The sequence below is a fragment of the Streptosporangium sp. NPDC049376 genome (assembly GCF_044466505.1).
Classification (GTDB): Bacteria; Actinomycetota; Actinomycetes; order Streptosporangiales; family Streptosporangiaceae; genus Streptosporangium.
On record NZ_JBITMT010000003.1, the window covers coordinates 53,372 to 67,060 of the forward strand.

The window sequence follows — 13,689 nt, forward strand, 5'->3', positions numbered from 1 at the left end:
ACCCTGACGTAGTGCCGCCCCTACCTGGCGGCCCCGCGCTGGTAGGCCAGCACCGCCAGCACCCGCCGGTTGACGTCGTCGCCCGAGGGCAGGTCGAGTTTGGCGAACACACCGGCCACGTGTTTGCCGACCGCCGCCTCACTGATCGACAGGGCCCGCGCCACGGCCGCGTTGGAGCGTCCCTCCGCGATCAGTGCCAGCACCTCCCGCTCCCGAGGGCTCAGCCGCGCCGTCGGCTCGGTGACCTCCCTGGCCCTGTCCCAGGTCTGTTCGAACAGGTCGATCAGGACGCTGATCAGGCTCTGCTGCCGGATCAGCAGCGCGCCCGGCGAGCGGAGCACGGGGGTGATCCTGACGAAGGCCGCCTCCCGGTCGAAGACGAGTAGCTGCTGGATCGGCTCGTCCACGACCCGGTGCAGGTCACCCGCGGCGTGCAGTTCCCTGAGCCGGGCGAGCTTGCGTTCGTCGTCCAGCACGCTCGCGTGGACGACCGTCCGCATCCGCATCCCGCGTGCCAGGGCGTCCAGCACCTGGCGGCGGCTGCGCTGCTCCTCGCGCCCCTGCTCAGGAGAGCCCAGCGGCTGCATGGCGCGTAGTTCGCGCGAGGTGGCGACCAGCCGGGTGATCTCCTGCCTGACCCGTTCCCCGTCCTCCAGCCGCGCGACGTCCACGGGGACACCGCGCAGCTCGCCGACGACCTCTTCGAGCCGCCGGGCCAGTTGGTCAAGAGACGCTTCCATCAGGAGAAGTTTCCCATGACCCACCAGACCCGACGACTCTCACCAAAACGGACGGCGGGGTCAGGGCTGGCTGGCGGTGAGAACCCGCAGGGAGTGCTCCACGAGGGTCACCAGGACGGTCTTGGCCGAGCTGCGGCGCCGTACGTCGCAGAGCAGGACCGGGACGTCCGGGTCCAGGTCGAGGGCGACGCGCACCTCCTCCGCCTCGTACTGCTCGGCCCCGTCGAAGCAGTTGACCGCCACGATGAACGGCGTGCCACGCTGCTCGAAGTAGTCGATCGACGGGAAGCAGTCGGTCAGCCTGCGGGTGTCGGCGAGCACGACGGCGCCGAGCGCGCCGTAGGACAGCTCGTCCCACATGAACCAGAACCGTTCCTGACCCGGGGTGCCGAACAGGTAGACGACCAGCCCCTCCCGGATCGTGATGCGTCCGAAGTCCATGGCCACGGTGGTCGTGGTCTTGTTCTCCACGCCTTCGACGTCGTCGATGCCGATACCGCGGTCGGAGAGCACCTCCTCCGTGCGCAGTGGGCGGATCTCACTGATCGAGCCGACGAGCGTGGTCTTGCCGACACCGAATCCGCCCGCGATGAGGATCTTGAGCGCTACAGGTTCGTCAGAGGGCCCGAAGTCCATTGATCACTTCCTTGAGAATGCGCTCGCTCGCCGACGCGCGCCCGATCGAAATGAGCCTGTGGTCCTTGAGGTCACCGAGGAGCACCCGGACGACGCCGAGTGGCAGGTCCAGGTCGGAGGCGATGTCGGCGACCGAGGTGGCCTCGACGGTGACCAGGGAGAGAATGCGTTCGTGCTCGGGTCCCGGGACGAACCCGCCGGACGGGGCCGAACCGGTCGCCTTGATCATCGCGACCAGGTCCAGCGTGTCACCGGACGATCTGGTACGGCCTCCGATCAGCGCGAACGGCCGGACGACCGGTCCCGCCTCCTCGTCCATCCACCGGGTCATCCGTCCGCTCCGCCCTCGGCCCCGGGGTGGGAGAACCCGGGGGACGAGAACCAGGACGACGGAAGCCCGGTCATGTGAGGCCCTGTCTCGGCCGGGCGGAGATGTGCTGGCCGACCCGCTTGACCAGCATCGCCATCTCGTAGGCGATGTGGCCGACGTCGGCGTCCGCGGCGCTCAGCACGGCCAGGCAGGTGCCCTGCCCGGCGGCCGTGACGAACAGGAACGCCGACTCCATCTCCACGATGGTCTGGCGCACCTCACCACCGTTGAAGTGACGGCCCGCTCCGCGCGCCAGGCTCTGGAACCCGGAGGCGATGGCGGACAGGTGTTCGGCCTCCTCCCGGTTGAGCCCCTTGGAGAAGCCGACGGCGAGCCCGTCGGTCGACAGGATCACCGCCTGACGTACCGCGCCCACCCGGTTGGTCAGGTCGTCGAGGAGCCAGTTGAGCTCGCCAGTACTGGACGCTTTTCCAGTCATTAGTCCTCCTTGTCGCCTGTCCTGTGGTGTGCGAGATCGGGTTTCTCTTCCTCCCGGCCGCGTCGCGCGCCCGCCTGGAAGGCGGAGAACAACGCCCGCGCCTCGTCCGGTGAGCGCTCCGGCGCCTCGGCGGGGCCGGGCTCGGAGCCCTCTGGAGGCTCCTGGCGGAGCTGCGGGGCCAGGTTGGCCTGCCGTACCCGGCGGGGCAGGGCCCGTGGCCGTGGCGCCCCCTGCGCGGGTTCCCCGCCGCCCGCGCCGTTGGGGCCTCCCGGGGCCGGGCCGCCCGCGACGGGGCCGTCCGCGACCACGGACAGGGAGGGTTCGGGAACGGGCGGGGCACCCGTCGTCCTGCTCCTGCGGGGCAGGGCGCCCGGCATGGACGACTCGAACAGGCCGCCGGAGGGACGCGCGGGAGGTTCGGCGGGCCGTTCCTCCACCCGCTCCGCGGTGAGGGCGAGCTGCGCGGGCAGTTCGGCCAGCACGGTGCGCGGGATGAGCACGATGGCGGTGGTCCCGCCGAAGGGGGAGCCGCGCAGGATGACGCGGATGTCGTGCCTGGCGGCGAGCCGCCCGACCACGAACAGGCCGAGACGCTCGCTGTCGGCCAGGTCGAACTCCGGCGGGGTGGCCAGCCGTTCGTTGAGGACCGCGTACTCCTCGGCGCTCAGGCCCAGGCCGCGGTCCTCGACCTCGATGACGAAGCCGTTGGCGACCAGGTCTCCGCGCACGGTCACCATGGTCTGCTCGGGGGAGTAGATCGTGGCGTTCTCGATCAGCTCGGCGATCAGGTGGGTGATGTCGGCGACCGCGGCGCCGTCGAGCGCGGCGGCGGGCATCGGCGCGACGTTGACCCTGGTGTAGTCCTCGACCTCGGCGATGGCCGCCCTGACGATGTCCACGGCCGCCACGGGGTTGCGCCAGGCGCGTCCCGGGGCCGCCCCGGACAGGATGATCAGGCCTTCCGCGTGCCGCCGCATGCGGGTGGTCAGGTGGTCGAGCCGGAAGAGGTCCTCAAGGCTGTCGGGGTCGGTCGCCCTGCGCTGCATGCCGTCGAGCAGGGTGAGCTGGCGCTGCAGCAGGTTCTGCTTGCGCCGGGCGAGGTTCAGGAAGACCTGGCCGACGCCGCGGCGCAGGTTGGCCTGGCCGACGGCGGCCTCGACGGCGGTGCGCCGTACCGAGTCGAAGGCGTGGGCGACGTCGCCGACCTCCGTGGAGTCGCCCACCTTGATCGGTGGGATCTCGGCGGGGACGTCCACCTCCTCGCCGCGCCGCAGTCGTTCGACGACGCTCGGGAGCCGTACGTCGGCCAGGTCGAGGGCGGTCGAACGGAGGGTGGCGAGCTCACCGGCGAGCCTGCGGCCGAAGCGGACGGACAGGATGATCGAGGCGATCACCGCGACGAGTCCCAGGCCGCCGGCGACCACGATCCTGACGATGATCCCGGTGGCGATGGACCTGGACCGCTGGGACAGGGTGTTGGAGGAGGAGACGCCGAGCTGGTCGAGCCAGTTGGCCACGCTGTTGGTGGTCTGCTTCCAGCGCTGCGCCTCGATGGGCAGCCGGTCCCCCTGGGTCCCCGCGATGGCCCTCTCCAGGGCGGTGAACCGCTCGAAGGCCGTCGAGTCGAAGGTCTCCCGGTACGGCCTGCCCAGCTCGGCGTCCAGCGCGGACAGGCCCCGCGCGTGCAGGTAGCGCCGGGTGGCGACGTACTCGCCGAAGGCCTCGCGCTCTCTCGGGGTGAGGCGGTAGTCGATCAGCGCGCCGCTGATCAGCGCGTTCTCCCTGGCGATCATCTCGCGGGCGTTGCCCATGGACTGCATGGCCGCGGCCTGCCGGTAGATGCCCAGGTCGGGGACCGCGACGAGCTGGTCGTACAGGAGGAAGACCGAGTCGAGGACCCGGTTGTAGTTCGTCAGGACGTCCAGGCGCGCGTCACGGCCGCTGTCGATGCCGGCGCGGATGGTCGCCAGCCTGCCGATCTGGCTGAGCACCCCGTTCAGCGCGGTGCGGAGTTCCGGGCTGCCGGAACCGGTGGACGCGGCGGCGGCGCGGAACTTCTCGGCCGCCCGGTCGGTGCGGGCGCGCTGGTCGGCGATTCCGCTGGTGAGGACGCGGGAGCTGATCGCGACCGAGGACTGCGTCCGTTCCGCCTGAAGCTGGAGCCCAAGCTCGGTGGAGGTGAGGCCGACCGTTTGGTAGAGGTTGTTCGACCGTAACAGCGCGGCGCCGTCGCCAACCGTCAGATTAAGGGCGAAACCCCACAGAGCACTCAGTGACAACAGGGGCAGGAGCAGCAGCAAGAAGATCTTGAACCGAATTGACCGGTTTCCAGAGCCCATGCCCACTCGTCCCAACTTCTGAGTGTGTGGAGGCCCGCGTCGCCTTGGGGATGGATATGCCTCCGGAAGATCGCACAGGAGACTAGCACCGATAGGGTTTCCGCGCAGTGGAGGATCTGATGATTAATGTGATTACCGGGGCGAGTGCCGGAATCGGTGAGGCCGCTGCCGTCGAACTCGCCAGGCGCGGGCGTCAGGTCGTTCTGGTCGGCCGGAACCAGGAAAGGCTGGCCGGGGTCGCCGCCAGGGTCAAGGAGGCCTCGGGGTCCGTCCCGGACACGCTGACCTGTGACTACACCTCCCTCGACGACGTCAGGCGGCTGGCCGGTGAGCTTCGGTCCCGCTACGAGCGGATCGACGTCCTGGTCAACAACGCGGGCGTGATGTCCACAGAGCGGACCCGCACCGGGGACGGCCACGAGACGATGATCCAGGTCAACCACCTCGCGCCGTTCCTGCTGACGACCCTGCTGCTCGACCGGGTCGGGGAGCGGGTGATCACCACCTCGTCCATGGCGGCCAGGTCGGGCAACCTCGACCCGGCCGACCTGAGCCGTGAGCGGCGCCGCTGGAGCGGCTGGCTGCAGTACGGCGACTCCAAGCAGGCCAACGCGCTGTTCACCGTCGAACTGGCCCGCCGCCTGTCCGGCACCGGGGTGAGCGCGACCTGTTTCCACCCCGGCGTGATCAAGACCGGGTTCGCCTCGGGAACGTTCCTGATGTGGATGACCCACCACATCCCGGGCGTGGGCCGTACGGTCGAGCAGGGTGCGAGCACCCTGGTCCACCTCGCCACCCACCCCGACGGGACCGCGCACCCGGGGCGTTACTTCGCCAACGGCGCCCCCGCCAGGGCTCCCAGGGGCATGACCGACCCCGGCCTGGCCCGCGACCTCTGGGAGGCCAGCGAAAGGGCCGTCTCCTGACCGTCCCCGGGATGTCATCCCGGGTTCGCCCGCCGTTGGGACACGGGCGGCTACGGTGCGTGGCCTGTGAGCGTCACGAGCCCCCGCCAGGTCGCCGCCGTCCCCACGGCGGGCAGGGACCCCTTCTTCGACAACGCCAAGTTCCTGGCGATCACCCTGGTCGTCTCCGGGCACCTGGTGGAGGACCTGCGGGACGTGGCGGTGGCGCACGCGGCCTACTTCTTCGTCTACGTGTTCCACATGCCGCTGTTCATCGTGCTCAGCGGTTACCTGTCACGGAACTTCACCTTCTCCTCCGGCAAGGCGCGCAAGCTGATCAGCACGCTCGCCGTGCCGTACGTGATCTTCGAGCTGCTCTACTCACTGCCCCGCCTGATCCTGTACGGCAAGCTGGACATCAGCCTGCTCGACCCGTACTACCTGACCTGGTTCCTGATGTCGCTGTTCCTGTGGCGGCTGTCCACCCCCGTCTGGCAGCAGCTCAGGTGGCCGCTGGTGGTCGCGGTCGGCCTGTCGCTGCTGTCCGGGACGAGCAGGCTGCCCGACGAGCTTTCGATGAACCGCACGCTGGGGCTGCTGCCCTTCTACGTGCTCGGCCTCATGCTGCGCCCGGAGCACTTCGAGATGCTCAGACGGCCGAAGGTCAGGATCGCCGGGGCGCTCACACTGGTGGCCGGGGCGGCTCTCGCGCTGGCCGTGCACACCTCGGTGAAGACCGAGTGGATCCGCTGGCGGCACGCCAACGACGCGATCGGGGTGGACGACCTCACCGGCAGCCTGATCCGGCTCGGCATGCTGGCGGCCGGGGCGCTGCTGGTCGCGGCCTTCCTCGCGATCACCCCCTCGCGCCGGACGTGGTACTCGGGCCTCGGCGCGGCGACCATGTACGCCTACCTGCTGCACGGCCTGGTGGTGAAGGTCGCCGAGCGCTTCTACGGCGACTGGGCGCGGACGGTGCCCGGCGTCGTGGCCGTGGCGCTCCTCGGCGTCGTGCTGGCGGCCCTGCTGTGCACGCCCCCGGTCAGGGCCCTGACCCGCTGGGCGGTCGAACCCAGGATGAGCTGGGCCTTCACCCGGCTGCGCCGCCCGTCCCCCTGAACGCCCAGCCCCGCGAGCCTTCAAGCCCGCGAGCCTTCAGCCCCATGGGCCTGCAGGTCCGCGAGTCTTCAGGTCCGTGTGCCTTCAGGTCCGCAGGTCGAGGACGGCCCGGTAGGCGGCGGTGATCGCCGCGTCGGCGTAGGCGGCGGGCACCGAGTCGGAGTTGGCGATCGCGATCCGGCCCCACCTGCGGCGGGCGGTCTCGGCGGGGAAGGGCCCGTCGGGGTAGAAGTCCAGGTTCCACGGGGTCGCGTACTCCGGCGCGTAGCCGTGCCCCCACCGGTTGACGGTGATCGCCTGGATGTCGCGGACCGGGTCGAACCCGCCGGGCCCGAGCAGCCTGACCAGCTGCTCACGGATGCTGAACTCCAGATAGGAGTACGGCGTGCCGAGCAGTTCGCGCCGCCCCGCGGCAGAGCCGTCCGCCGGTGACATGCCCGGCACCGCGGGAGCCCGTACCAGGTGGGCCAGGACCGGCTCTCCGGGGTCCTCGGGGGGCCGGTAGCCGCCGACGGCGACCCGGGGGGCCAGCTCCGCGACGGACCAGTAGGCCCCGGTGAAACGGACCCGGCCGACGCCGATCGCCCGCCAGGCCCGCCAGTCGCGCAGCTGGACCGTGGCGTAGAGCATCGGCACCTTGACGGCCGCGCGCAGCGCCCGTTCCTGCTCGGGAGGCAGCCCGGTGACGAGGTGGGGGATCATCATGTTCCAGCAGGCCATGATCACCCCGGCGGCCCGTACGGTCCTGACCCGGTCGCCGTCGAAGTAGCCGACCGTCGCCGTGGCCGCGGTCTCCGGGTCGCCGTCGTTGGCCACCGAGACCACCGGGCTGGACAGGCGGACCCGGACCCGGTTGCCCGGCCGGTCGAGCCGGTCGTAGTCGAACCGCGCGGTCGTGACGCCCTCGGGGTCGACGGAGGTGGCGAACCCGGGGACCATCCTGCCGACCATCATCCTGACCAGGGCCTGGTTGCCCTCGGGGAAGAGCAGCACCTCCCTGGGCGCCTCCCACTGCCTGATCACGCTCGGCGAGTTGTAGACCGAGGGCTTCGACCGGTCGAGCCCGAGCCCCTGGAAACCGGGGTAACCGCACCCCCAGGCGTCGACGGCGCCGAAGGCGTCGGAGCCGTACCCCCACTCGTCGCTCGGCATCGTCCGCACGAAGCGCAGCACGTCCGGGTGGACCCCGCAGACCTCCCCGAGGAAGCCGGAGTAGGTCAGGCCCGCCAGGAACCGGTGCTTGGCCCGCTCCGTCAGGCCGGGCAGCCAGTCGGGCGGGTCCAGGTGGAGCGTGAGCAGGTCCCTTCTGGCCCGCTCGGCGAGGGGCAGCTCGGCGATCCACCGGCGGGTGTCCGTGCCGGTCGGCACGAGCCGGTCGACGCCGAAGGACTCCCGGTCGCAGAAGACCCCCTCCCGCGTCCCGAGGCCCGGGTACGGCACGGCGGCGAGCCGGGCGGGCCGTACCCCGAGCCGGTCGAGCAGCAGTCTGCCCTCGGGGGTCCAGGCGGAGGGCGCCTCGATCGCCTGGGAGCCGCCGTAGCCGACCAGCGGCCCCCGGCGGCCCGTGGGGTGGAACTCGTTGCGGCGGGCGTGCCCGCCGACGTCGTCGTGGTTGTCCAGGATCAGGATCCGCGCGTCCGGGTCGTGTTCGAGCCAGCGGTGGGCCGCGCTGATCCCGCTGATCCCGGCGCCGACCACCACCAGGTCGTAGCGTTCGCCGGTCGGTTCGGCGGGGCCCGCGTGGGCCCAGAACCGGCCGTCGCGCAGGGCGTGCGGTACCCCGACGTCCTCCGGGGTGTCGCCCCGCAGTCCCGTCAGAGCGGCCGGATGGCCTCCCCGCGGTGCCGTCCCCATCGGTTCGGCCGACGCCGGCCGGCCGGTGAAGGTCTCCAGCGCCGCGACCCCGGCGGCCGTCGCGACGCCGTCGAAGAAGTCGCGGCGGGAAATGGGGCGGTTCATCCCCAGTTCCCCGGCCCTGTGCGGAGTGATCTCCCCGGGATCCGTCATGGAGGGATCATCATGAATCGGGCCGCCCGACTTGGTCGTCCAAGGGCGGCGACGAGGACTTTTTACCCGGGGCGTTGAAAGGCTTTTCGTGATTTCCGGCGGGCGGGCTCTACGACCCACCCGCCGGAAATGTCATTTATTTCGTGCTTTTGACCCGTGCCCACAGGGCGGGAGTCCTGGGCGGCTGCCAACCGGGCAGGGAGACGTGCCCGAGCACGCACCGGTAGACGACCCCGTTGTGGGTGACGCGGTCACCGGCCTTGTACTGGGTGTACGGCTTCCACGCGGGCAGCGGGGGCGGCGTGACGGTCAGGGTGAAGGTCGTCGAACGCGTCTCCACGCCGGTCGCGCTGACCGTGATCGGATAGGTCCCCGGCACGGTCGTCGCCGAGGTGGCGAACGTGATCGTGCTCGGGCTGCCGAGCTCGACGGCGGACGGGCTCGCCGAGACGGTCACCCCCGCCGGGATGCCGCTGGCGGAGATCTGCAGCACCTGTGGGGCCAGCCAGACGGGCGTGGTCTCCAGCGTGGAGGAGATCGTCTGCCCGGGTTCGACGGTCGCCGCGGCCGGGGTGAGACGCACGTCGAAGTCACCGCCGCTCACCTCCAGCCGCAGCGTGGTCGTACGGCGGGAGGCCCCCGTGGCCCGGACGGTGGCGAAGTAGACGCCGGGCGGCGTCGCCTCGGACGGATGGACGGTCACCCGGGCGGTCTGCCCGGTGGTGATCGTGGACGGGTTGAAGGTGAAGGAGAAGGAGTCGGGCAGGCCGAAGGCGGTGAGCGCGACCTGCTGCGGGTCACCGGCCGTGGTCGTGGTGCCGAGCGTCAGCGTGGCCGTCTGGCCCGGTTTGACGGTGACCGTGTGGCGGTCGAGTGAGACGGAGAAGTCGTTCGCCGGGGAGGCCGGGGAGACGGTCAGCCGGTAGGACGTCGTCTCGGAGAGTGTGGGGGTGGCCGCCGAGGTGGCGCGGACGACGATGGTGTGCGTGCCGACCGGGGTCGACGCCGAGGTGGTCACCCTCATCAAGGTCGAGGCGCCGCTCGGCATGCGGGGCGTGGTGAAGGTGACGTCCGTGCCGGCGGGGACGCCCTCGGCGGTCAGGTCGAGGTCCTGGCTCGGGCCGCTCAGCTTCCTGGTCCGCACCGCGACGGTCGTCGAGGTGCCCTGGTCGATCATGCCGTCGGGCTCGCCGGTCCGCACCGTGAAGGTCCGCGAATCGGCCGGGCAGCCGGGCTCGTCGGGGGAGGCCGCGACCCCGACCGCGTCCCAGGCGTCCTTGACCCGCTGGAGGTGGAGGCAGCCGAACAGGGCCAGCGCCGACTGCACGGTCGCCGCGCGGACCTTGGCGTGGGTCCAGGGCACGGTCTTGAGGTTCAGCGCGCCCATGTAGATCTCACCCGCGTCGCGCAGGCCGATCCCGGTCACGCCGTCGCCCGCGCAGACCGGGCTCTGCTCCGGCCTGCCCTGGACGCGGTCGCCCTCGGCCAGCAGGTAGAACCAGTGGTTCTGGATACCGGCCACCTTGTGCGGCTCCTGGGTGAGCACGTCCTCGGAGTAACAGCCGGGGTCGCCGAAGACGGCCGGGTCGTACATGTTGCGCAGCGGGCCGGGGCCGCTGAAGTCCACCTTCTCCCCGATCAGGTAGTCGGGCGCGTCCACCCCCGGCGGCTGGTTGGCGTAGTGCTCGGTGAGGGTGCCGATGATGTCGCCGGTCGACTCGTTGAGGGCGTTGGTCTCGCTGCCGCTGCCGTTGCCGCCGCTGGTGTTCTCGAAGATGGCGTGGCCGTACTCGTGGCCGACCACGTCCATGGAGGACATCTGCTTGCTGCCGCTCTCGTTGTGGCCGAGCCACACGCCGTCACCGGCCCAGACGGCGTTGGGGAAGTTGAAGCCGACCCTGATCGGGAACGTCCGGCCGGTGCCGGTGATGCCGTCCCGGCCGAGCCAGTCCCGCACCATGTCCCAGGTGCGCTGCGCGGCGAACATGCCGTCGACGCAGGTGGTCTCCAGGCCGGAGGCCGAGCCGTCGCCCCACTCGTCGTCGGCGCCGGTGTAGACGGTGCCGTTGGTGGACGCGCAGCTCAGGTTGGCCCGGGTGGGGTCGGTCATGCTGTAGGAGCCGGCCGAGCCCGAGGTGTCGATGTAGACGGGGTCGCCGTTGTGGAACGGGTGGCCGACGCCGCGCCGTACGTCGTCCCAGCGGTCGGCGATCGAGCCGTCGGCGGCGTCGACGTAGACGTGCAGGACGGAGGGGCCGTCCTTCGAGCTCCCGGTGACGACGCTCTCCCAGGTCAGCCGGGGCTTGGTGCCCGCGGCGTGCACCACGAGGCGCGGGTCGCTCTGCTTGGTCACGGTGCCGAGCAGGTCCCGCGCGATGGCGCGCGCCCGCTCGGCGGTGACGACGGGCTTGGTCGCGACGTCGTCGAGCTTGGCCCGCTGGCCGGTGGTGACCGCGGTGACCCTGCCACCCTCGCGGTCGGTCGCGACGATCACGTCACCGCCGTAGACGGGCAGGCCCCGGTGCAGGCGCGGATAGGTCAGGTACTGCAGGCCGCGTGAGCCGAAGACGACCGTCGGGCTCCCGAAGGTGTCGCCGTCACCGGTGCGCAGCTCGCGGGAGCGCACGGTGAGGGCCCTGTCCGCGGTGCCGAGGGCGCGGGAGCGGGCGCGGGCGTCCGGGGGAGCGTAGGCGGAACCCTGGGCTCCGGTGGCCTGGGGGCCGGAGGGGCTGACGGGAGGGGTGGGGGAAGGCGAGGCGGTCGCGGGTGCGGCGCCGTACAACGCGCTCGCGCCCAGTGTCGCCGCGAGCAACGCCGCGACGCGTGTTCTGCCGTTCGGTTTCACTGCGTGTGACTCCTCAAGACGTCCCTGGGGAGGGGGACCAGGAGCCGGGCCGGCCAGGCTCAACTCGAAACGCAACTCAACGTGACACCGGATTGTGTGGGGCGAGTAGCCAATGCTTTTCCATGTCGCGGTGTTATGGACCGGACTTCTGCCAAACGAGGTACGCCCTGCTCAGTCGTATATATGGGGATGCGTCGAGATTGTTTGGGCTTGTCGCAACCGATGGTGAACGTTTTCGAGGCGCCGGTCGTTGGAGGGGGAGACGGGCTGCGGAGCGGTCATCGACCCCGCGGGGCGCCGGGCGTGCTACGAAGGGTGGTGAAACAGGACATGTCGGAGTAGCGTCCGCAGACGCGGATTCGCTCGGTGGATGACGGATCTGCTCCGCGACGGGACGGGGAGCCGCGCGTGGTCGGTAAGCAGGGCAGGGTGACCGGCAAGATCGGTCCCGGTCTGGTCGGCGAGGTGCTGATCGCCGTCCGCGGCGGCGTCGAGGCCTTCTACGCCCATCCCGCCGTCCCCGACGAGGAGATCTCTCCCGGATCGATCGTCGTCGTCGTGGAGTACTACCCGCCTCGCACGGTCTATGTCGCTCGCGCGCTCGTCTGACCTCTCTCCCTTTTCTTTTGCTCTCTCCCCCCTCGTGGAGGCCACATTGCCAACCGAGTCCCTCATCATCGGTGGCGGCGTCCTTGTCGCCCTCTTTGTCATCATCCTGCTGTTCAAGGCCGTCTGGCGGGTGGCCGAGCCCAACGAAGCACTGATCATCTCCGGCCTCGGCGCCCGGGGAAAGAACGAGGGCGACAGCCTCGGCTTCAAGATCGTCACCGGTAAGGGCACCGCCGTGCTCCCCGGCTTCCAGACCGCGCGCCGCCTGCGCCTCGACAGCCGCGCGGCCAACCTCCAGGTCTCCTGCGTCACGCTGCAGGGCATCCCGGTGGTCGTCAAGGGCGTGGTGATCTACAAGGTCGGCGACGACCTGCACTCCATCGCCAACGCCGCGCGCCGCTTCCTCGACCAGCAGGACTCGATGAACGGGGCCATCCACGAGCTGTTCACCGGTCACCTGCGCTCGATCATCGGCAACCTGACCGTCGAGGACCTCATCCTCAACCGTGAGCGGCTGACCGGCGAGACGCGCGCCTCCGCCGCCGATGAGATGATCAAGCTCGGTCTGATCGTCGACTCCCTGCAGATCCAGGAGATCGACGACGAGACCGGTTACATCACCAACCTCGGCAAGCCGCACGCCGCCAAGATCGCCGCCACCGCCCGTATCGCCGAGGCCCAGCGCGACCAGGAGGCCACCGAGGCCGAGCAGATCGCCGCCGCGAACAAGGCCGCCGCCTGGCGCGACGCCCAGATCAAGCAGGCCGCCTACCAGGCCGAGATCGACGAGGCCCAGGCCAAGTCCCGTCAGGCGGGCCCGCTGTCGGAGGCCTCCGCCCGCCAGGAGGTCGTGGTCCAGGAGACCCGCGCCGCCGAGCTTGAGGCGCAGCTCTCCGAGCAGCGTCTGCAGTCCCAGGTCCGCAAGCCCGCCGACGCCAAGGCGTACGAGACCGTCACGCTCTCCCAGGCCGAGAGGGACGCCCGCATCGCCCGCGCCGAGGCCGAGGCCCGCGAGACCGAGCTGCGCGCCGCCGCGCAGGCCTCCCAGGTCAAGCAGGCCGCCGCCGCCGAGGCCGAGTCCGTACGGCTGCGCGGTCTGGCCTCCGCCGAGGCGACCAAGGCGACCGGTCTGGCCTCCGCCGACGCCGCGAAGGCCAAGGGCCTCGCCGAGGCCGAAGCCGCCAAGGCCAAGGGTCTGGCCGAGGCCGAGGCCATCCGTGCCCGCTCCCAGGCGCTCGCCGAGAACCAGGAGGCGGTCATCGCCCAGCAGCTCGCCGAGAACTGGCCGCAGATCGTCGAGGCGGGCGCGAAGGCCTTCGGCAACGTGGACCACATGGTCGTGCTGAACGGCGCCCAGGGCATCGAGGAGATGCTCGCCAAGGCCCTCACCCTCGGTGGGACCGGCCTCGGCCTGGCCCGCTCCCTCCTCAACATGAACAGCGCTCCCGCTGCCGCTCCCGTCCCCATCCCCGAGGCCAACGGCAAGGCCGTCGAGCCCACCTCCTGACCCGCGCCTTCGGAGGGGCCGCCCGCCAAGCCGTACGGCACGCGGGCGGCCCCCCCCCGGCCCCCGCCCCCCCCGCCCCCGCCCCCCCCGCCCCCGCCCCCCCCGCCCCCCCCCCCCGGGGCCCCCCCCGGGGGGGCCCCGGGGCCGCCCCCCCCCCCCCCCCCCGCGCCCCC

11 protein-coding genes are annotated in these 13,689 nt (G+C 71.2%); 4 read left to right on the top strand and 7 right to left on the bottom strand.

What is annotated here, in order from left to right; all coding sequences use genetic code 11:
- Window positions 1-20: 20 nt before the first annotated feature.
- The 5 genes from ACIBVQ_RS09930 to ACIBVQ_RS09950 form a co-directional block, all read right to left on the bottom strand.
- Window positions 21-740 carry a helix-turn-helix transcriptional regulator gene (locus ACIBVQ_RS09930; RefSeq protein ID WP_352011168.1) on the bottom strand — a complete coding sequence of 240 codons (720 nt, stop codon included), beginning with the start codon at window positions 738-740 and terminating at the stop codon, window positions 21-23.
- Window positions 741-800: 60 nt separating this feature from the next.
- Complete coding sequence (locus tag ACIBVQ_RS09935; RefSeq protein WP_352011167.1) at window positions 801-1,376, bottom strand: ATP/GTP-binding protein; 576 nt, start codon at window positions 1,374-1,376, stop codon at window positions 801-803.
- Window positions 1,357-1,707: a DUF742 domain-containing protein gene (locus tag ACIBVQ_RS09940; protein WP_386188709.1), complete on the bottom strand. Its 351-nt coding sequence runs from the start codon at window positions 1,705-1,707 to the stop codon at window positions 1,357-1,359. Before ACIBVQ_RS09940 ends, ACIBVQ_RS09935 begins: the two co-directional genes overlap by 20 nt.
- A 70-nt stretch (window positions 1,708-1,777) precedes the next feature.
- A complete protein-coding gene (locus ACIBVQ_RS09945; protein ID WP_352011165.1) occupies window positions 1,778-2,185 on the bottom strand; it encodes a roadblock/LC7 domain-containing protein in 408 nt (135 codons plus the stop codon).
- Entirely contained in the window at window positions 2,185-4,464 is a 2,280-nt protein-coding gene (locus tag ACIBVQ_RS09950) for a nitrate- and nitrite sensing domain-containing protein (RefSeq protein WP_399176762.1), read from the bottom strand. The genes ACIBVQ_RS09945 and ACIBVQ_RS09950 overlap by 1 nt, the downstream gene beginning before the upstream one ends.
- 179 nt (window positions 4,465-4,643) lie before the next feature.
- Here ACIBVQ_RS09950 and ACIBVQ_RS09955 point away from each other — a divergent pair, with 179 nt between their 5' ends.
- Together ACIBVQ_RS09955 and ACIBVQ_RS09960 are read left to right on the top strand one after the other, a co-directional pair.
- Window positions 4,644-5,450: an SDR family NAD(P)-dependent oxidoreductase gene (locus ACIBVQ_RS09955; protein ID WP_362912248.1), complete on the top strand. Its 807-nt coding sequence runs from the start codon at window positions 4,644-4,646 to the stop codon at window positions 5,448-5,450.
- Between the two features lie 66 nt (window positions 5,451-5,516).
- The gene (locus ACIBVQ_RS09960; protein WP_352011162.1) at window positions 5,517-6,548 is read left to right on the top strand and encodes an acyltransferase family protein; all 1,032 of its coding nucleotides are present in this window, start codon (window positions 5,517-5,519) and stop codon (window positions 6,546-6,548) included.
- Window positions 6,549-6,632: 84 nt separating this feature from the next.
- Here ACIBVQ_RS09960 and ACIBVQ_RS09965 read toward each other — a convergent pair whose 3' ends face one another.
- Both ACIBVQ_RS09965 and ACIBVQ_RS09970 read right to left on the bottom strand, forming a co-directional pair.
- Window positions 6,633-8,555 (bottom strand): NAD(P)-binding protein, encoded by a 1,923-nt coding sequence (locus ACIBVQ_RS09965; RefSeq protein ID WP_399176765.1) that lies wholly within the window; start codon window positions 8,553-8,555, stop codon window positions 6,633-6,635.
- Between the two features lie 136 nt (window positions 8,556-8,691).
- A complete protein-coding gene (locus tag ACIBVQ_RS09970; protein WP_399176767.1) occupies window positions 8,692-11,400 on the bottom strand; it encodes a M4 family metallopeptidase in 2,709 nt (902 codons plus the stop codon).
- A 408-nt stretch (window positions 11,401-11,808) separates the two neighbouring features.
- On the opposite strand from ACIBVQ_RS09970, the gene ACIBVQ_RS09975 reads away from it, so the two are divergent.
- Together ACIBVQ_RS09975 and ACIBVQ_RS09980 are read left to right on the top strand one after the other, a co-directional pair.
- The gene (locus ACIBVQ_RS09975) at window positions 11,809-12,009 is read left to right on the top strand and encodes a hypothetical protein (RefSeq protein WP_352011159.1); all 201 of its coding nucleotides are present in this window, start codon (window positions 11,809-11,811) and stop codon (window positions 12,007-12,009) included.
- A gap of 46 nt (window positions 12,010-12,055) precedes the next feature.
- On the top strand, window positions 12,056-13,516 hold the full coding sequence (locus tag ACIBVQ_RS09980; protein WP_362912254.1) for an SPFH domain-containing protein: 1,461 nt from the start codon (window positions 12,056-12,058) through the stop codon (window positions 13,514-13,516).
- Window positions 13,517-13,689: the final 173 nt, after the last annotated feature.